We start from the raw sequence: 20,566 nt of genomic DNA, 5'->3' as shown, positions 1-20,566 counted from the left end.
ACTATGATGGCAGGTAATATAAATGCACAATATGCCGCAAAAGATGGACTATCTTACGGTTCATTGAAATTTTTAGAATGGAATGATCTTATATTGATAACTATAGTTCTGGTATGGCAACAAATATTTTCTTAGTGGCAATTCGCCCCAACTGTTTACACTGCCCACGCCCATTTGTTTAAAATCAATGTTCAACTGTGTTTCTTTTCTTGGTTTGAGCTCTCCTGAATGGCGCTGGTGCTTTTCGTCTCCATCATCAAGATCTTCAGTATAAAAATGCAAAGCGCTTGTCGTTAAAGGTACTGCTGCTTCAATCCTGATCCCTTTTCCTTGCTCATTTTTCAGTTCAAGCCACCTGACACCGGTTTTGGTTCCGGTTTCCTGCGGCCTGGTGTAGGCATTAAATTGTGCTTTTACGGTTTGGTTATAAATACCAATCATTGCGCCGGTATAACGATCCTGATAATTTTCAAACGGCCCTCTTCCATAATAATTTAAATTCTCAAAGCCAGGGGGAAAAATCATTTTCATGCCAAATTTAAACAGCATCGGGCCTGCTTTTTGGGTGGTATCGGCAGTCAAGTCCTGACTTACCAGTATTTCTCCGGCGGCATTAATTTCATAGCTGATGGTCAGTTTAGCCATAACCTCGGCCAGGTTGTAGCTGGCTTTTACGACAACTACCTGGTGGTTTTCGTTGATATTAAAAGCTGTTAACTGTTTATTTTTCATGGCGATTTTCCAATCTTTAAGCGCTATCTGCAAATTAGCGCCCATGTCATTATCGGTTGGCGCACGCCAAAAATTTGGTTCAAGAGCTGTTGCTGCTGCCAGGTAATTTACTCCTTTTACGTTATACTGGCTCAGCAAACCTGTTTTTTTATTAAACCTAAGTTCCGCATTTGCAGAAGAAACCAATATAGCGTCCACTTCTTTTGTATATGTTAATTTTTCGGTTCCACGTAACTGCAATGCCTGCTGTTGCCCGCCCGAAATTGGCAATTGTTCCCAGGCCAGGATATGGGCAACCGGAATAAGGTTTTTAGCGCGCTTTGTTTGATAAGTTATATTTAAAAAAACTTCTCCTGTTTGCACTTGCAGCGGCAGGGTAATGGTGTCTTTTTTTTGTGGCAGCACATTAAGCGTTGCAACTTCTCCATTTTGAACGATTTTCCCATCCACCATTAACTCCCATTTTAAGGTTACATCGGCTAAATCAGTAAAAAAGCGTTCGTTATAAATTTCAACCTGGTTGTTGCCTAACCAGGTACTGTGAATGTCCTGATAAACTTTTTTCATTTCCCAGGCCTCTGGATCAGGTTTTCTGTTAGATTGGAACACACCATCGCTCATTGAATTGTTATCGCTAGGTGCTGTTTGCGGTCCGTAATCTCCGCCATAGGTGTAAATCGTATCACCCTGTGCTGTAATTTTAAGTAAGCCCTGATCTACAAAATCCCAGATAAAACCTCCTTGAAAAGCATGACGGTTGCCTCTGATCAAATCCCAATAATCTTTAAAATTACCCAGCGAATTCCCCATAGAATGGGCATATTCGCACATAATGAAAGGTTTTGCAGGCTGAGGTGTATTTTTAGCATAGGCCAGCATGTTGTTTGGCTCCGGGTACATGGGGTTAATGATGTCGGTATTCCAATCGGTAATGTATTTGGTATAATCAATAATGGCGCCTTCATATTGCACCAATCGGGTAGTGTCCCGTTTTTTCAGCCACTGTCTGGTCTCATAAAAATTATAGCCTGCCCCTGCTTCATTGCCCAGGCTCCATATGACAATGGAAGGATGGTTTTTATCACGCTCAACAGCTCTTTTTAAGCGAAGCAAATGGGCATCCCGCCATGATGGGACATTACCCAGACCTTTTGTTAGGTTAAATTCATGGTATACCAGCGGGCCTACGCCATGTGACTCGATGTTGGCTTCTGCCACCATGTAAATACCATATTCATCACAGAGTTCGTACCAATACGGATCATTTGGGTAATGGCTTGTTCTTACCGCATTGATATTAAATTTTTTCATCAACCTGATGTCCTGCAACATAATTTCTTTCGAAATCGTTTGTCCGGAAATTGGATCTATTTCGTGCCGGTTTACCCCTTTGATTAGAATTGGCTTTCCATTTACCAATAATAAACCGTTCTTCATCTCTACCTTTCTAAAGCCTACTTTCTGTGAAATAATTTCGGCAACTTTACCTGACTGGTTCAATAATTTGAAGGTCGCCTGGTATAAATGTGGATTTTCTGCATTCCATAATGTGGGATGATCTACGTTAACATCAACTGCCATATTACGCTTACCACCAAAAGCAATATTTTTTTTGACAACTAGTTTTTCACCATCACGCAATTCGAAAAGTGCGGTCGCCTGTGCTGATGTATTGAGTGAAACTTTGACATGCAGCAATCCGTTCTGATAGGCCGCATCTAAATCTGGCATGATTTCAATGTCCGCTAAATGGATGGTATTTCTGGCCATCAGATAACAATCGCGAACAATACCACTTACCCGCCACATGTCCTGATCTTCTAAGTAAGTACCATCACTCCAGCGCATTACTTTTAGCACAATTAAGTTCTGGCCCTGTTTTACCAACCTGGTGATGTCAAACTCTGAAGGTAATTTTCCATCTTCGCCGTAACCGGAATATTTTCCGTTTACCCAAATTTGGATGTTCGATTTTGCCGCGCCAATGTGCAAAATGACTTGCTTTCCGGCGAAGTTTTTACCTATTTCAATTCGCCTGCGGTAAACGCCCGTGGGGTTAAAATCCATTGGTACTTGCGGCGGATTGGCTTTCATCCGGTCCCGGAACTCATTCGGGTAGTTTACAAAAATTGGATATCCATAACCATTTACTTCCCAGGTGGCCGGAATTTTAAATACATCCCAATCCTGGTCTTTAAAATCAAGCGCATAATAATTTGCTGGTAAGGCGGCGGGATAATCAACAAACTTAAATTTCCAGGCACCATTTAAATTAATGTAATTTTTTGATTTTTTCCAATCACCCAATTTGGCTAATGCTTCATTCTCATAAACAAAGTAAGAGGCATGCATAGGCAGCCTGTTTTCTTCACTGTTTTTTTCATCAAGCCAGGGTGCTTTCTGGGCAACAGCAACCTGGGCAAAGCTAAATAGCCACAAGAATAAAAATGCAACGTAGGTTTTGAGATTCTTCATGCTAAAATAATGCTTGGTAAATTTTTAATGTGCTAACATGCTTTCAGATATGGCGATCTCCCTCACAGAATGACTGCTAAAAAACAAAGTTAATTTGGGGGTTTCAGCCGTAAACAAATAATTAACTTGTATTTTATGCTGGCCTTTTTGAAGAAATAAAGGTAAAGGCTTGTCAAATTTAGGATAAGGAGTTTCTGAATCAAAAGCAAGTTTTCCGTCTATATAGATTTGAACGGACTTGTTTGCCGAAGAAAAATGATACACATCATCCTTTGGCATTGATAGGAAACCTTCAAAAGCAATCAGACCTTTGGATTTACCGGCATATTGCTCGGGCAGCGTTATGGTTTTAGTTATACCAGAATCAACCTCCTTTACCATAATGGGTTGCTTTAAAGCGTTAAGGTTATTCTTATAGAGCTTGTATTTCAAACCTTTCCTTAAGTTTGGAGACGAAAATGCCGGTAGTAGTTTCGGATGGTACATCACTGTCCGGGTAACTACGCTTCTTCTGCCGGAAGGGGTAATTACGATCGTCTTTAATACCCTGCTTGCATTTTCTGGTATTACAAAATTCATGGGCTGTTTATACTCATGATCAAAATCCCCTGGAATCTTATTGTTCAATGTATAATAAATTTTGCTTCCCGGAACGGATGGCAAAAGGTCAAAATTAAACGAGTTGCCAACAACCACAGAATCCGTATAGTTAAAAGCATCTGGCACACGATAATTAGCCCCTGAATGCTCAAAACGTTCCAAATGCACCGGCAACACATTTTTTGAAAAATGTTCATAGTTTTTGCGCTGAACTTCAGACCAGCCGGTTTCAGCCAGCCCAAGCATCCGGGGCAATATCATATACTTAAGCTTTGATACCGTACCGATGTGTTCTGTCCAGATACAGCCTTCCACACCAAGGATATACTGCTCTTCGGTTTTGCTTAAACCAGGGGGTACCGGATCGTAATTATACGACTTCCACAACGGTGAGTAGCCCCCATGGTTGATGGGCTCCATATCAGAAGCACTCTGGGCATAATCGAAATACAAACCCTGATTGCCCGGGGCCATGACCAGTGGGATCTGCTGCCTGGCATGCTCTCCTGCACTTTTTGCCCCGAATCTGTTCATCACTGCTACCCCTTTGTTTGCCCCTCCTTCCAGGATCTCATCCCAGCCGATCAGTTGTTTATGTTTAGCACTTACGATACCGTTCACCCTGCCAATGAAATAACTTTGCAGGGCATGCATATCTTTAATGTTCATTCTTTTCATAAATGCCTGCACCCCCGCATCTTTCTCCCAGAAACCCTTGTAACATTCATCACCACCTATATGGAGATATTTATAGGGGAATAGCAGCGCTACTTCGCCAATTACCTGGTCCAGGAACTGGTATACCTTCTCGTCTGTAGGGTTTAGTGCATTATCCACATACATTTCAAACCCACCTCCCGGAAACCACCTGGCAAAACTGCTGCCGGGGTTTACTTTCGTCTCTGGATTTTTGGTAACCGACAATTCCGGATAGGCAGCTATAGCTGCCATGCAATGCCCGGGAACATCGATCTCAGGAATCACTTCTATGTGCCGCTCGGAAGCATAGCGTACCACCTCTTTAATCTCCTCCTGGGTGTAATAGCCCCCATCAGTTGCTTTTTCACCAGGTTTCGGCGGATCGATCATTTGGTTGAAGTCTCCCAGACGAGGTACCCGCCAGGCCCCAACTTCTGTAAGTTTGGGGTAGCTCTTGATCTCAATCCGCCAGCCCTGATCATCTGTCAGGTGCCAGTGAAACCGGTTTAATTTATACTGCGCCATCAGATCGAGCAGGTCTTTTACCTGCCGCACTGTAAAAAAATGGCGGGACACATCCAGCATCAGGCCCCGGTAACCAAAACGAGGCCGGTCTTTAATTTTTATACAGGGCAATAAAGCTGTTCCCGAACGCGCATTCGGAAACAGCTGGATCAGACTTTGGATGCCATAAAATACGCCAGCCCCTTTCCCTTTCAATGTGATCTTTGCAGGAGACACCACCAACTCATATTCTTCTGCCTCAAATCCTTCTGTTCCTTCTCCGGTAATCTCCAGTGAGGTACCAGTAGCTTTGCTTTTCACCGGGTTACGGAAGCCCCATTGTTCCAGTAAGTAGTTCTGCAGAAATCGTACAGCAGGATCTTCAAGACGATCAGTCCGGATCACTGTCAAAGCGCTGAAGGTAAAGTTTCCTTTCCCAGGCATCATATTCAATGGTGTTGGCACAATGGCAACAGCAGACTGGGAATAACTATAATTAGCAATTCCGCTGAGGATAAGCAATAAAAGGGTACAGGCTTTTGTAGTAAAATGCATCTTTTAATTATTAATTAGTTATACGGTCGTGTAAATACCCGTGCCCGATAAATCCGTGCATGACTGGCTGTACGGGTAAACTCCAATACACCGGTACCCGGATTATAAAATTCAACTTTCTTAGTACAATAAGTACCGCAGCCAGTGGGATCAGCCTTAGTTTCCACGAGATACCCTCCGTCCCCGTCCTGGTTCCCGGCTGCCTTTAGCTGTGCCCTGTTGGACGCTCCTGTCGCGGGTAAAAACTGTTTTGTCGTTTTGTTATAGATATACAGACCACTATGATCGGCATACCATAGTTTATTTGTGTCACCATAATATGGAGAAATATCATGTGGATATTGTCCGGGAGCTTCCATTCTGCGGCTGGTTTGTTCAATTAGCTGCGGATTGGTGCGGGTACCAGTTGTAAAGGCCATAATATAATATTTACCATCGCTGTCATCCCGCCCGGCGGTCCACAAAAGACTATTAACCGGGTCCCAACTTACCGCACGGGCGGAAGGAAGACTGATACTGACAAAATCATTGCCTACATTGACATCTGAAGTGTCATAGATACGCACCCAGGCACCATACCCTGTGTCAGTATTGCCAGGAGAAGCCACTGCCAGATTTCCGTTAGGCAGAAGTTCGCAACCATGCACACTCGGATCTTGAGCAGCAGACCAATAGGTGCCCCACAATTTCTGGCCACGGGCATAGGTTCCGTCATAGGCCACGATACCCAGCCAGCGATGTCCTACAATACCTACTGCTGAAGTGGCTTTACCGGGAAAACCATCCACGTAACGCACTTTATGATCGTAAGGTCCATCAAAGTTAGCGATCCCCGTGCTGGAAAAGCCCTGCGCGGTAGTAGGTGTCCAAACCCAGTAAGCCGTACTGGGTGTCCAGTTTGTATTCCACCAGTGATATACCTCAAGGGTTTTGTTTTCGGCATTGCCTATGGCGATGAACGGATTAATTGTACTCTCCAGCGCCATTATACTTTCTTTCGAGGCAATTGATTCTTTCGCCTCGCCTGGTGAATTGAGCGGTTCGGTTTTGCAGGATAAAATACAAAGAACAGCCATCAGAAAATAGCTTATATACTTTTTCATATTATCTATTTTTAATAATTAAAGCAATTATATATTATTATTGATATGCCCGTGTAAATACTTTGCCTTTATAAAACTGCGCCCCTGTCACTGTGCGTGAACCTGTTGCTGCACCTGTTGTAGGGTTGAAAAAGTCTACACTGTTTGCGTAGGTATCCAGGCCTTTGGTTTCAACGATCACTCCACCCTCGGTCTGATTACTTATACCCTTCACATAGGTTCTGTTGCTGGCTCCCGGAGCGGGAGTAAAGGTTTTGCTAATTTTATCGTAGATAAATACAGTACTATTGGTAGATACCCATAGCTTATTTACGTCTCCATAGTAAGGCGCAATATCATGGGGATAGCGTCCGCCAGGTATAGTGTCCCTTTTCGCATCATCCTGTGCTAAGGTAGGTGCGGTACGTGTACCCCCAACGATCAATGCCGTTAATATACCCTTCCCATTTGACCCCTCTTCTGTATCGCCACATGTCCATAAAACATTATATGCCGGATCCCATAATACTGCATGGGCTGACCTCATAGGAAATCCGAAATAATTAGAACCGGAAGTTACACTGGTATTATATACACGTACCCAACCTTCATTTGCTGCTGCCAAAGCCATATTCCCATTGGGAAGCAGCTCACCTGAATGGATACCAGGACTAGCTCCCGTCCAGTATTTACCCCATAATTTTGTGCCTCGCGCAGTAGATCCTTCCCAGGTTACCAGACCGGCCCAGCTGTTATCCGTGATTGCCACTACCGAAGTGGCACCAGAAAACGCACTGTTATAATGCACTTTTGCATCTGTTGGTCCTCCTACGAAATAAGCCGCACCAGCACTGGAAAAACCAAGCGCAGTAGTAGGCTCAAAAGACCATACTTTTGCTCCGGCTACATTCCAGTCTGGCCAGGAGTAGGCATATACTTCCAGCTTTTCACTGGTAATGTTCCCAACAGAAATGTAAGGAGATACCGCCTCAATTCCGGATGCAGTAGAAGTTTTCTTTTGGGGCGCTTCGCGCTGCGTGTCCTCTGTCGATTCGTAGCGGCTGCAGGAAGTAACCAGACCGATCAGCGCGATAAGCGACAAGCCAATAGTAATTTTTTGGTTCTGTTTCATGTTTTTTGGTTTTAATAGGTTATACTTTTCTTCTTCGTCTATCTCTATGGGATATCCGAAAAATTCTTTTTTGCTATTACTGAAAAACTGTATAAAAATTCTTTTACTGCCAGCGTGGATTCTGTGTCAGGTTCAGGTTCAAACCAAGATCACGCGTTGGCAGGGGCCATAAATAATCCCGCTCCGGGTTAAATTTACGTTTGGCTGCTTCCTGTACAATGATATAGCCCTGGGCATCCAGCTTGGGTGTTGCCTTTTCAAACTCGTTTGCAAAAAAACGGGCCCCGAGGATCAATTTAGGAAGTTCGGTCTCGGCCGTCTTCCAGCGGATCAGGTCCCAGTACCGGTGCTGGCCTTCCACTGCAAGCTCAATCCTCCGCTCCCGGCGAATCTCGTTCCGCATGTCCAGACCATTAGTAGTTACAAAGGCATTCGTGAGTGCAGGCATCTTTGCACGGCTGCGGATCAGGTTGATGCTCTTGTTCAGGTCATCATCTGAAATACTTCCGCCCAGCTCAAACTTAGCTTCTGCATAAATTAACAGTACCTCTGCGTAGCGGATGGTCATATTGTCTACAAAAGATCGTTTGGCAATAAAATCGATGGTGTTAAAATACTTACGGACCTTGTAACCGGTAGGCGCAAAAGTAAGTGTAGGCAGGTAAAAGCTGGTCACATAATAATGTGTTTTATTGAATACCGTCATGCCCATACGCGGATCGCGGTTCTCGAACTGGGTAAGTGTGGTGGTCTCGGTTTTCTGTAAAGGCGATTTACCCTGGGGTAGCCCGTCTGTATATAGATAAGCGTCCATAAGGGCTTTGGTCGGCGTAGTGTTGCTACCTGCACCCAACTCAGCCGGAAAATTGTGATAAGCAATGGGATTGGCAAGACTTTCTCCGTACAGACGTACCAGTATCGCTTCTTTGTTTACCGGGGCTTCGTTTGCGGGCTGGAACAGGTAATAAAAGCTACTGTCGGGCTTGGCTGTGTAGCGGAAAATGCTATATAAACCCGATTTCATTACAGTTTCAGCGGCCGTAACTGCGATCCCAAGGTCTTTTGCCGGGTCACCTTTTCCATGAAACTTTTTTAGTGTCCCCTCATGTAAAGCGATTCGTGCTTTTAATGAGAGTGCGGCTCCAGAGGTGATGCGACCATATTCGGCCACTGGCAAAGCAGAAGAAGCCGGCAGATTCGCTACAGCAAAATCCAGGTCCGTATAAATCGCATCTACTACAGTCTGACGAGCGGTCCGATGTACCTGGTTCAAGGTGTCGGTTACATCAAACGTTCGAAGTATGAGCGGGACATCCCCAAAGCGCTTAACCAGGTTGGAGTAGGCAAATGCCCTGAAGAAACTCGCTTCTGCCTTGTAACGGTCGATAAGCTTCTGGTCGCCCTTTACCCGCACGGATTTTTCCAGCAGGTTATTGCAGTTATAAATTAGTTTATAGTTATCCGACCAGTCGAGCGAAGTAGCAGGTACCGTGCGGGAACCATCGCTGATGGTATTTGGCCCGGCGTTGGCAAAGCCGTCATCGGACCAGTTCGCGTTGATGTTATCCTGTATCGTGGGAATATAGGAATAAAAATAATTCGCTGCCATCTTAAGGTCTTCGGTATTGTTCCAGAAATCGGCATCCGACAACTGGGATTCCGGGGTTTTATCCAGTTCCTTTTCACAGGAGTTGAGACAAATCATTCCTGCTAAAGCCAGAAAGCAGGAAAGTATATATTTGTTTAGTGATTTCATTTTTTCCGGATTAGGAGTTAAAAATTAACATTCAGACCAAAACTGTAGGTACGATAAAAAGGATAGACATAATCTGCCGCATAAGGGCTTTCCGGGTCGTAATACGGGTACCACATTTTGGTGCTCTCCCACAGGTCCTGCCCGGTAAAATATACCCTCACTTTTTCCAGTTTTAACTTTTTTGTCCAGGATGAAGGCAGTGTATATCCCACCTGGAGATTTTTAAGCCGGATGTATGCGCTGTTAGCCAGCCAATGGGTAGAATTGGAAATGTTCTGCGTATCGTTTGCATACAGCCTCGGGAAACGCGCGTCAGTGTTCTCCGGTGTCCAGTAATCCTGATGGATCTTCCATGGTTGACGGTAGCTAGCCGTGAAAGGAACTAGGACAAGAGAGTTCAGCAGTACATTGCGTTTTCCCACTCCCTGAAAGAAAAAGGAAAAATCCAGTCCTTTCCACTCCAATCCGCCGTTAAGCCCGAATACCAGGCGAGGCTGTGTACTTCCCAGGTACTCCAGGTCACCATGATCACTCATACGGCCGAGCCCGGCTGAGATGACATTGTCCCCGTTAATGTCGATATAACGGATGTCTCCGGGACCTGTTCTGGAATTCTGGAAGGCAGAAGCAGCTACTTCCTGGGCAGTATTGAAATAACCGTCTGCTCTATACCCGTAAATTGAATTATAAGGCATGCCTTCTATAATGGAATTGATTCCGCTCGCTATAGTGCTTTGACCATTATATTCAAGTATTTTGTTCTGGTCGTCGGCCAGGTTACCGTTAACCCAGTAGCGCAGGTTTGAACCAATGCTTTCCTGCCAGCCAAGGCTCAGCTCCCAACCCCAGGTTTTAAGTTTGGCAATGTTATAGGTAGAGGGGTTTACCCCTATGGTTGACGAAACCTGTAAAGGCGCCAGCATATTTTTGTTCAGTTTGGTGTAATAATCGCCCGAGAACGTTAAGCGATTTTTAAACATAGCTATATTAAGCCCGATATTGCTGCTTTCTACGGTCTCCCAGGTTTTTACGGGCGAGGCCAGGTTATTCTGATATAAAGAATTGTTGATCTGGTTATTAAAAGGATAGGTAGCGATAGCGGCAGGACCCCTATAAATATCGATCAACCCGATATAATCGTAATTACCAATTACCCCGTCTGAGTTACCCAGCTGCCCCCAGGATCCACGTATCTTGAACTCTTCAAAAAATGGCAGAGCATTATTGAACCAGGCTTCATTGTTCAAGCGCCAGGCCGCCGATACCGAAGGAAAGAGCTGCCACCGGTTTGCTGGGGCCAGCTTTGAGCTGCCATCATAACGCATGTTGAACTCAAAAAGGAAACGCTCGTCAAAATTGTAATTAAAGCGCCCAAAATAAGACATCAGCGCCCAGGTCTGGATTTCCTGCGTATTGGTAGCCTGTGCAGGGTCGCCGAGACCCAGGGTAAACAAGTCGTTAGACACCAATGAACGGGCATTAGCTGTAGTCCGCCTATAATTATAATCCTCAAATGCCGTACCGCCCAGCAAGTGAAAAGTATGTCGTTCGCCAAGTTTGAGGTCATAATCAGCCAGCAACTGAGCATTATTGGTTGACTGCATCAAATAAGCATCGGTATAGGCATTGGGATTATTCATATAATTGTTGATCGCCAGGCGGTTGTACAGGGGAATGGTTCGGCTGATGGCTGTATTGTTGTTGGTTTGCAAGCCGGGTGCATAAATGGCGCGAAGCGTCAAACCTTTTACCAGGCTATCCGCTTTAAGTGTGAAAACAGGTTCAAAAAAATGATTAGTGGCAATATTGTTTCCTCCCTCCCTAAGCAATGCCCCTACGTTATCTCCACTGATGGTAGCATATTTGGTGTTATCACTTTCTGGCAGATAAGTTGGATATAGGGTGCGTAACCGATATATATCATATAACAAAGAATTGTTGCCATCAGTTCCGCGATTTGGTGTGAGAATCCGGGTTTTAGTATAGGATAGGCGTATATCTGCGCTTAGTTTGTTGCTGAACTTAGTAGAATAATTTAAACGTGCGTTCAGGCGATTGGTATTATCGGTAGAACTATGCCGAAAAATCCCCTGCTGATTAAAATAGGCCAGAGAAATTAAATAGCGTGTTTTATCTGTTCCTCCCGAGAAAGACAGATTATGTTGCTGGGAAGGTGAGATCTCTTTCAACTCTTCTTTAATTGGGTCTATGTCATAATATAAATCCCATACAGAAGGATTACTTGGATTGATCTTATAATTGATATCCGGATCGCGCATCCATTGTATCTGCTCATCTGTCCAGACCAACGTAAGACCTGCATTGGCTTGCGCCAGGTTGGCCATTTCAGCTTCTTCCCAGGAATGCAAACGTTCGGGCAGCCGGGTAGGCTGTTGCAGACCAACGATGGCCCCATACTGGACCTTCGTTTTACCGCTGACACCAGCCTTTGTCGTGATCAGGATAACCCCTGCCGCTGCCCGCGCACCATAAATCGATGCAGCCGCCGCATCTTTAAGTACCGAAATAGATTCAATATCATCCGGATTGATGTTGGCTAAATTCCCCGGAGCCCCGTCTATAATGTAAAGCGGGCTGTTGCCATTTACTGAAGAAAGGCCGCGGATCTGGATCCCATATCCTTCTTTTCCGGGTTGGCCACTGCTCCGGGTAACAGTTAAACCGGGCGCTGCACCTTGCAGGGCGGCTATTGCATTGGTAACCGGACGGTTCGTCAGCATTTTACTATCGATCACGGAGATGGCACCTGTCAGGTTTTGCCTTTTCTGAGTTCCATATCCCACTACAACAGTTTCGTTCAGATTCTGGATATTTTCTTTCATTATGATCTCCAGTTGCGCTTTGCCCCCTATGTTAACTTCGCGCGTTTGCATACCTATGTAAGAAAAGATCAGGATATCACTGCCGCTATTCGCTGTTAACTTAAATCTACCCTCACTGTCTGTAACAGTACGTATAGTTGTTCCCTTAACGCTGACCACTACTCCGGGGATCCGGTTTCCTTTCTCGTCTTTCACAATTCCGCTGACATCAACAGCATTAAAACGATTGACGACATCATCCATAAAAGAAGGCTCATTAGTCCTTATGACAACCGTTTTACCATCAATCTGATAGTTCAGTTTTAATCCGTTTAAAATGCGCTTCAAGGCTTCATCTACAGTTACGTTAGTAACGGAAACATCTACTTTCTGGGTTTTCGGAATGGTTTTACTGTCATAATAAAAGTCAAATCCACTTTGTTCCCTTATTTCTTTCAATGCAGATTCAAGCAGTATATTCCGCTGGTTCAGCGTAACACGCTGACCAAAAGTTGCTGCACTGACTTGCATTAGGGATGCTATTAATATTACGGTGGTTAGTCGCATAATTAGCAGTATTTTACGGTGTAAGGATCTAGGTACACCAAGTTTCCTAGTATAATTTTTATACATTTGTTGAGTTTGGTTAAGCAGAAATGCCTATGCTTTCGAAGGTTACGGCAATCTGCGGTTAAACGGTTGATATTTTTGATTGTTCCAAACATTACCAGGGATGTCACAAGCATTCCTGGTTTGTTTCATAGCCCTAGCTTTCCTGTCGTAGTTGTTTATTCATCTTTGCAGATTTTAAATTTGAATAGTTCTGTTAATTGTGTACGTATATCTTTTTACCTTCCACCTTAAAATGCACCTGTCCGCTTGATTCAATAAGTTTAAGTACCACAGACAATTTATTATTTCTTGAAATCCATCCGCCAGATTCAATATCCTCAGGAAACGATGGATCATAAATTACTTCAACATCATACCACCGCGAAATTTTCCGCATAACCGTTTTAAAGTTCACACGGTTCATGGAGAAATCACCAGCTTTCCAGTCGGTGATGTTTTCTATATTTGCTTTGCTAACCTGAATGGAGTTTCCATTATTGATGGCCTGCTCACCAGGTTTTATAATTTGGTTTTTATTGTCAGCAGAAACTTTAACAGAGCCTTCCAGCAAAGTAGTGGCAATCATGGGTTCATCCGCATAGGCATTAACATTAAAATGTGTTCCTAAAACTTCTACTTCCTGGCCCCTGCTTTCCACCACAAAAGGGTGTGCTTTATCTTTTGAAATTTCGAAATAACCTTCGCCCTCAAGTTTTACGCTGCGTACCCCATGCTGAATTAAGGTAGCAGCGTAAGTTAAACTTGAAGCTGCATTAAGCCAGACTTTACTTTTATCTGGTAAGGTTACGATATAGGTTTCTCCTTTTGCTGTTGAAAGGGTATTCATTTTGTTATTTTCAGCGTTACTACTCTTAATTTCGTAAATCAATTGTCCATCAGCTGATTTGGTAATCTCTACTCCAGCTTCTTTAGCCAGTTCACCGTTTGCAGCGTTATTTAGCCTGATCTTTTTGCCATTGTCAAGGATAAGCGTAGCGCCTATTTTACCGGGGGCTATGTCGTTTGCGTAAGGAGACCCTGAAATGGATTCACGATGGTCTGAGGTATATAGCCAAACGCTAAGTGTCAGTGCTGCTATCGCAGCGGCAGCAACGGCAATGCGCAGCCATAATTTTATTTTCTTAGGTTCAATGCCAAAGTTGCTACGTAAATCATAAAGTGACTTGCTTTCAAGTTCATCAATATTTACAGGTAGCGCCCGGGCAATCTCTTGTAGCTGAAAACTATCATAACCAGCATTGTACAATACCAGCTCAGCAGCGCTCGCTTTGCCATCTGCAACTTTTCCAGCCAATGCTATGAATTCTTCCTTACTCATTTTTATCCCTTTATATAGTTAAGTAACTTAACGGGGCCTGATACGTGCAAGAAATAAAAATATTTTTTTCAGATGAAGAAATGTATCCAGAAATTCATTTTACCAAGTTCGCCTTTTAACTTTTTAAGCGCTCTGGCAAGCATACCAGATACCGTTTTTTCTGTTATGCCCAACCTGGCAGCAATTTCTTTATTACTTAAATGCTGTTCCTTGCTCATCTTAAAAATCAGACGGCTTTTATCGGGCAGTTCTTTTGCAAAGGCATCTACAATGGCCTGCAGTTCCTGAAGTTCCAGGCTTTCTTCATTAATAGCAAGCTGCTCACTTTGATTGAGCATAAAATTTTCCCGGATTTTACCTTTACGGATATAATTGGCAGCCTGGTATTTAATGGCCATTAACAAATAACCTTTAATACTCTGCATACTGTGCTGGGCACGGTGTTCCCAAAACCAGGTAAAAACATCCTGTATGATATCCATGCAGGCATCGGTATCATTCAATACATTCGATGCGGAACGGTAAAGCTCTTTGAAATAACGCCTGTGGATTTCTGCAAAGGCAGCATGATCTTGTTCCTTTAGTAAAGAAATCAATTGTTCATCTGTAAATCCCTTGTAGTTATCCATTTAGTTTTGCCAACTTAATATACGCAATTGCTGCCGCCAAAGCTGTATATAATTTTCGAAATTCTCAAATATGTCAAAGAGAAATGGAAAACGGTCGTATCCTCATTTTACATAGTCTGCAATAAAATCCTTCCTGGGTATCATGTGTAAATAGGCATAATCACCAGACAATTGCTTCCTTTGTTTAAGCTGGTATAAAAAATGCCCGCCCAGATCTACAATAATAGGGCATTTTGCCTGGTACCATACCCGGTGTGGATTTTTCCAGCAAAAAGAGTAATAATGTGAGGTTAAAGGAACCGTACGCAGTTCGGGATGAAGGAAGTTAAGAATTTGAGGACGCCCCCTGCCCTGCAATAGGTCAGCCTTACGGATCATAGACAGGTGATCGGTATGACAAAATTCATAAGCAGCAAGCCTGGGATCATCCACATCGGGCAAATGTTTCAGGATCCTGAAACCCTTAAATTTTTTCCCGTTAAGCACCCAGATCAGTTTGGTATAATAGGCCTCCCTGCTTTGTAGTTCCTCGATACAAATGGGTGAATTCTGAAATTCAATAGTGGTACCGCATGCCGTATGTATATCTGCACGATGAAGTTCCCCCTGTACTACATCCGCAAAACCTATTTCGCGAAAGGCCGGCGGAAAAGCTTTTTTCCAGTCGCGGTGCCAGGGTGTTTCTCCATAAGATCTTAAAGAGGCAATGAAATCCATATCGGGATGCTGATAATTTTAGCAGAAAGCAAAATTATACTAATCCTTTTAGCAGTCAAAATATTTTATAAAATTTCAAAGTTTTGGAAAAAATAACAATCTCAACAGGTAATGTTATCTCATTAATCCTGCCCGGCATTAATGCTTTCCCAAAGCATGTCCTTCAACTGGATCAGGCCTTTTTGCGCCACAGAGGAAATAAATATCGCCGGAATGTTTGCAGGCAGCTCCTTTTTCAGCTCTTCCATCAACTCATCATCCAGCATATCTGATTTGGTGATGGCCAGCAAATGTGGCTTCTGCATCAGCTCAGCGTTGTAGTCTTTAAGCTCTGATTTTAAAATCCCGTATTCTTCAGTGATACTTCTGTGCGTATCTGCAGGAACCATGAACAGCAATACTGAGTTTCTTTCAATATGGCGTAAAAAACGGTAACCAAGCCCTTTACCTTTAGAAGCGCCTTCGATAATACCAGGAATATCGGCCATTACGAATGACTTGCTGTCACGATAAGATACGATACCCAGATTTGGTACCAGTGTGGTAAAAGGGTAATCAGCAATTTCTGGCTTAGCCGCTGAAACTACAGACAGTAACGTTGATTTACCTGCATTAGGGAAGCCCACCAGCCCCACATCAGCGAGTACCTTAAGTTCCAGTACAACCCATTCTTCCTTTCCCGCCTCTCCTGGTTGGGCAAAACGTGGAGTTTGTAAAGTAGGTGTTTTAAAATGCCAGTTACCCAGGCCACCACGACCACCCGCAGTTAAAATCTTGGTTTCACCCTCTTCTGTCACCTCGAAAAGCACTTCACCTGTTTCTGCATCTTTGGCGATGGTACCCAAAGGCACATCCAGAATTTCATCTTTACCCGATTTACCGGTAGAAGTACCACTTGAACCTGGTAAACCATCGGGAGCAATGATATGCTTGCGGTATTTTAAATGGAGTAAGGTCCAGAACTGGGAATTTCCCCGCAAAATAATATGTCCACCCCGACCACCATCTCCTCCATCCGGACCACCTGTCGCTGTACGTATGTCACGGTGCAAATGTGCAGAACCAGCCCCTCCTTTACCAGAGCGGCAGCATATTTTAACATAATCTACAAAATTTGAGCCTTGTGACATATGGGGGGTTAGTATTGATCTATTACCGCACTTAAATCTGCAAAAATGTCGTCGATCTTACCGATTCCGTTCACCTTGCTCAACTTTTGCTGCGCTTCATAATAAGGCAAAACATGAATGGTTTTGCTAAAATATTCCTCAATGCGCTTTTGCAGTTTATCAGCCTGGTCATCCACCCTGCCTGTTTCCAACTGGCGCTGTGCAATGCGTTTGGTTAGCTCTTCCTGGTCTACATCCAAAGCAATTACTCCTGCAATTGAACCGCCTTTGCTTTCTAAAAACTCATCCAAAGCCTGTGCCTGAGGAACTGTACGTGGGAAACCATCAAATATAAAACCTTTGGCTCCGGGATTTTTATCCACTTCTTCTTCCAGCATTGCAATGGTAATTTCATCGGGAACCAATTGTCCTTCAGCAATTAAAGCGCTCACCCGCTGTCCAAGCGGACTTTGGTTTTTAATGTGTGCCCTGAAAAGGTCGCCTGTTGAGATGTGGATCAATTGATATTTTTCGATCAATTTTTCAGATTGGGTGCCTTTGCCTGCACCCGGTGGGCCAAAGAGAACAAAATTCAGCATTTGGGTTGTCTTTAAAGTTAAAATGCCTTCTGCTGCATGCAGTAAGGCAGGCCATTATAACATCTATTTTTAACAAAAAAAGAAAAAAACAGAGGTTGGTTTTGAGGTTGCAAATATATAATTATTAATTTACTATATTTATTTTTTTAGCTTTTTTAGGAATTAAGGAGCTACAATCGTAAAGAGATAAACCATAAATATCACCAGCAACACTATCCCCTGCAGAATATTGGTACGCCCTGTTGCCAGGGAAAGCATAATGGTAAACTGTGCCAGCAGCAGCAATACAGTTGCTTTCATGTCAATCCCTAAAGTGATGGTCATTCCCGTTACCATCGACACAATGGCCACTGCAGGAATGGTTAAGCCAATGCTGGCCAGAGCAGAGCCCAAAGCCAGGTTCAGGCTGGTTTGTAAGCGGTTCTTTTTTGCCGCACGGTAAGCCGCCAGCCCTTCGGGCAACAGCACTACAGCTGCAATGATGACCCCAACCAGCGACTTTGGTGCCCCAAAGTTGATGACCGCATTTTCTATATCAGGAGCCAAAGCTTTAGCCAGCAGCACCACAATACCCAAACAAAGCAACAATAAAAAAGTGCTCAATAAGGCAATTTTTACTGTTGGCGGTTCTGCATGAACTTCTTCGTTACCATCTGCATCAGGAGGCAAAAAGAAGTCACGGTGCCTGATGGTCTGCACCATCACAAAAGCGCCGTACAAAACCAGGCATACTACTGCTACAAAAATGAGCTGGACAGGCGTATATTCAGGTCCTTCCTTACTGGTGGTATAATTCGGCAGGATCAGTGTAAGCACCAATATGGCGGTAAGCGTAACTACGGCTGCGCTTACACCTGGCAAACTAAACACCTGTTCCTTAAACCTGGCCCCGCCTACCAGCAGGCATAAGCCAATGATCCCGGTTAAAATGATCATTACAGCGGCCAGCACAGTATCCCGGGCCAGGGCAGCCGTATCGGGCCCTCCCGTAAGCATTAATGAAACAATAAGGGCTACTTCAATAATGGTAATGGCCAGGGCCAGCAATAGCGTACCAAAGGGTTCACCAACCCTGTGCGCTACCACTTCTGCATGGTGTACAGCGGCAAGTACTGCAGCAATCAGTACAGCTGCCAAAAAAAATGTATAGCCGATCCCCAGGTCGAATGATACCCCAAAGTAAGCCAGCCAGGCCAATGCCGGTGCTATAATTGTCCATAAAGGCAGTGGTAGTTTTTTCTTCATTAAATTCGGATTACGTAAAAATATGGAACAATAAGCAAAATACTACAATTATTGTGCTGCAATCAACAAACAACTTGTAGCGTTTTAAAAATATTACACGTTTTAGTATAAAATAAACCAACGAACATGTATAAAATTGCTTTGATCCTGATTTGCGCAGCAGTATTAACCAGCTGCGATAAAAAAGAACCCGCTGATTGCGAAGCCAAAATATGTACAGAAAATTTTGCGATGATCTCCTTTAGTTTTACAGATAAAGACGGAAACCCGGCAGCAGTAAAAAACTACAGTGCCATAAACCAGCGCACAGGCGATTCCATTAAAAGTGCCAGTGCAGCTTATATGAACATGGTTCAGGGCTCCTTTATCGTAGTAGATGACGCCTACCTGGAAAAACTATCTGCTGAAGGTGACGACATCAAGGTGAGCGCTACCAGCGAAGCCACGGCGCAAACCAAATCAGCAATACTGAAAGTCTCCGGAGGAAAATGCGCCTGCCATGTCCAGAAACTTTCAGGCCCCGAAAAGCTTGCCTTTGATTAAAACAATTCCCGGGCAGCACAATTAATTTTCCGCTATTTTTAATACCTGTTGAAATAAATTCACGATAGTTTCGCCGATGCAATTAAAATTGCATAATTTCGGATAAGAAACAGGCACAGGATTTGTTAACTTGTATTAAAAATCAGCACAATGTTAAAGTTACACGCTCATCAATCTGTTGCAGAGGCACTCACCGTCCTGAATAATGAAGATGAGGATTGCCTGCCCGTATATGATCAGGAGACAGTGATTGGCAAAATCACCTATGCTGAATTGAGGGCTTTTGTAAGTCATGATGAAAATCCAGGCAGCATATCTGCCTTTAAACTTCATTTCGACTTAGGCGCTGCTTTGCCTTCTATCAAGGCCATCCAGCTCAAACAGCATCAAAAAATTCAAAATGAAGCCGCCATCAGAAAATGGACCGCCAGATTAGGTTCTGTAGCTGTAATCCTGGTCGTGCTCTTTGGCTTTGCCTGGTTGCTTTTTGAACCGATTAACTCCTCCTACTCAGATCAGGAAGAAACGGCACTCCCTGATTCCAACAACATCACTTTGACTTTGGCAAGTGGTAAAATATTGTCATTAGAAAGAGATAAGAATGGTATTATCATTAATCCGACAGAAATAACTTACAATGACGGCTCGAAATTGGATGTAGAAAGTATGCAGAATGTCTCTGCCAATGGAGTAATGATCGTCAGCACCCCAAATAACGGCAGGTACCAGGTTACCCTTCCCGACGGCACCAGTGTATGGCTTAATGCTGCAACTCAACTCAAATTTACTTCCGGCTTCAATGACAGGATCGGGCGTGCAGTCCGCTTAACCGGGGAAGCTTATTTCGAAGTAGCAAAAATGCAGCATAAAACCGCGGATATTCCTTTCTTTGTCATCAGCGACGATCAGGAAATAGAAGTTTTGGGCACTCATTTTAACGTTGATGCCTATCCCGGAGAAGCAAATGTAAAAACTACCTTAATCGAAGGCATAGTGCGTATCAGCCCCCTGCTAAACAACACAAGTCTGGCCGCTGCAGATCCTGCCATGACAGATCCGATCCGGATGATGGCTGTTGCAAAAGGTGAATCAGTACTGCTTAAACCCAATCAACAGGCCGTTTTAACAGCTCAGCACATCAGCGTTAAACCTGTAGACCCGCAATATGCCATTGCCTGGACAAAAAAGGATTTTACTTTCCGGAACATGCCACTGGAAACGGTCATGAACGTAATAGCAGACTGGTACAACGTGGATATACATTATCAGGACAAAACCACCAAAGCCGTACTTTTAGGAGGCTCAATCCAACGCTCAGATAAATTAGCCGATGTGCTTTCTGCACTCTCTCTGGCCTCAAACCTTCACTTTAAAACTGAAGGCAGACAGGTTATCGTAAAATAACCTGCCCACCCA

14 protein-coding genes are annotated in these 20,566 nt (G+C 43.8%); 2 read left to right on the top strand and 12 right to left on the bottom strand.

The genetic code is table 11. The features are described 5' to 3' along the window. Nucleotides 1-72 precede the first annotated feature (72 nt). From R2Q85_RS12860 to R2Q85_RS12805, 12 genes are all read right to left on the bottom strand, one after another. Complete coding sequence (locus R2Q85_RS12860) at nucleotides 73-3,207, bottom strand: glycoside hydrolase family 2 TIM barrel-domain containing protein (RefSeq protein WP_316812195.1); 3,135 nt, start codon at nucleotides 3,205-3,207, stop codon at nucleotides 73-75. 24 nt (nucleotides 3,208-3,231) lie between these two features. Beyond that, nucleotides 3,232-5,565: a family 20 glycosylhydrolase gene (locus R2Q85_RS12855; protein ID WP_316812194.1), complete on the bottom strand. Its 2,334-nt coding sequence runs from the start codon at nucleotides 5,563-5,565 to the stop codon at nucleotides 3,232-3,234. Nucleotides 5,566-5,579: 14 nt separating this feature from the next. Further along, complete coding sequence (locus tag R2Q85_RS12850; RefSeq protein WP_316812193.1) at nucleotides 5,580-6,668, bottom strand: DUF6528 family protein; 1,089 nt, start codon at nucleotides 6,666-6,668, stop codon at nucleotides 5,580-5,582. A 37-nt stretch (nucleotides 6,669-6,705) separates the two neighbouring features. Beyond that, a complete protein-coding gene (locus R2Q85_RS12845) occupies nucleotides 6,706-7,779 on the bottom strand; it encodes a DUF6528 family protein (protein ID WP_316812192.1) in 1,074 nt (357 codons plus the stop codon). Nucleotides 7,780-7,882: 103 nt separating this feature from the next. Then, the gene (locus R2Q85_RS12840) at nucleotides 7,883-9,535 is read right to left on the bottom strand and encodes a RagB/SusD family nutrient uptake outer membrane protein (RefSeq protein ID WP_316812191.1); all 1,653 of its coding nucleotides are present in this window, start codon (nucleotides 9,533-9,535) and stop codon (nucleotides 7,883-7,885) included. 17 nt (nucleotides 9,536-9,552) lie between these two features. Beyond that, the gene (locus R2Q85_RS12835; protein WP_316812190.1) at nucleotides 9,553-12,888 is read right to left on the bottom strand and encodes a TonB-dependent receptor; all 3,336 of its coding nucleotides are present in this window, start codon (nucleotides 12,886-12,888) and stop codon (nucleotides 9,553-9,555) included. Between the two features lie 295 nt (nucleotides 12,889-13,183). After that, on the bottom strand, nucleotides 13,184-14,308 hold the full coding sequence (locus R2Q85_RS12830) for a FecR family protein (RefSeq protein ID WP_316812189.1): 1,125 nt from the start codon (nucleotides 14,306-14,308) through the stop codon (nucleotides 13,184-13,186). A gap of 68 nt (nucleotides 14,309-14,376) precedes the next feature. Next, nucleotides 14,377-14,937 (bottom strand): RNA polymerase sigma-70 factor, encoded by a 561-nt coding sequence (locus R2Q85_RS12825; RefSeq protein ID WP_316812188.1) that lies wholly within the window; start codon nucleotides 14,935-14,937, stop codon nucleotides 14,377-14,379. Nucleotides 14,938-15,039: 102 nt separating this feature from the next. Beyond that, on the bottom strand, nucleotides 15,040-15,654 hold the full coding sequence (locus R2Q85_RS12820) for a competence protein (RefSeq protein WP_316812187.1): 615 nt from the start codon (nucleotides 15,652-15,654) through the stop codon (nucleotides 15,040-15,042). Nucleotides 15,655-15,776: 122 nt separating this feature from the next. After that, nucleotides 15,777-16,784, bottom strand: a complete 1,008-nt coding sequence (gene obgE / locus R2Q85_RS12815) for a GTPase ObgE (protein WP_316812186.1) — start codon at nucleotides 16,782-16,784, stop codon at nucleotides 15,777-15,779. 8 nt (nucleotides 16,785-16,792) lie between these two features. Next, nucleotides 16,793-17,362, bottom strand: coding sequence for an adenylate kinase (locus R2Q85_RS12810; RefSeq protein ID WP_316812185.1), 570 nt, complete (start codon nucleotides 17,360-17,362; stop codon nucleotides 16,793-16,795). Nucleotides 17,363-17,524: 162 nt separating this feature from the next. Further along, nucleotides 17,525-18,607, bottom strand: coding sequence for an ionic transporter y4hA (locus R2Q85_RS12805; protein WP_316812184.1), 1,083 nt, complete (start codon nucleotides 18,605-18,607; stop codon nucleotides 17,525-17,527). 126 nt (nucleotides 18,608-18,733) lie between these two features. Between R2Q85_RS12805 and R2Q85_RS12800 the strand changes: the two genes are divergently transcribed. Next, the gene (locus R2Q85_RS12800; protein ID WP_316812183.1) at nucleotides 18,734-19,150 is read left to right on the top strand and encodes a hypothetical protein; all 417 of its coding nucleotides are present in this window, start codon (nucleotides 18,734-18,736) and stop codon (nucleotides 19,148-19,150) included. 150 nt (nucleotides 19,151-19,300) lie between these two features. After that, nucleotides 19,301-20,554, top strand: a complete 1,254-nt coding sequence (locus R2Q85_RS12795; protein ID WP_316812182.1) for a FecR family protein — start codon at nucleotides 19,301-19,303, stop codon at nucleotides 20,552-20,554. The last annotated feature ends 12 nt before the right edge of the window (nucleotides 20,555-20,566 follow it).

This window comes from Pedobacter heparinus (assembly GCF_032678725.1).
Taxonomy (GTDB): Bacteria; Bacteroidota; Bacteroidia; order Sphingobacteriales; family Sphingobacteriaceae; genus Pedobacter; species Pedobacter heparinus_A.
The sequence above is the reverse complement of the archived record's forward strand: the minus strand, read 5'-3'. Positions and strand labels throughout refer to the sequence as shown.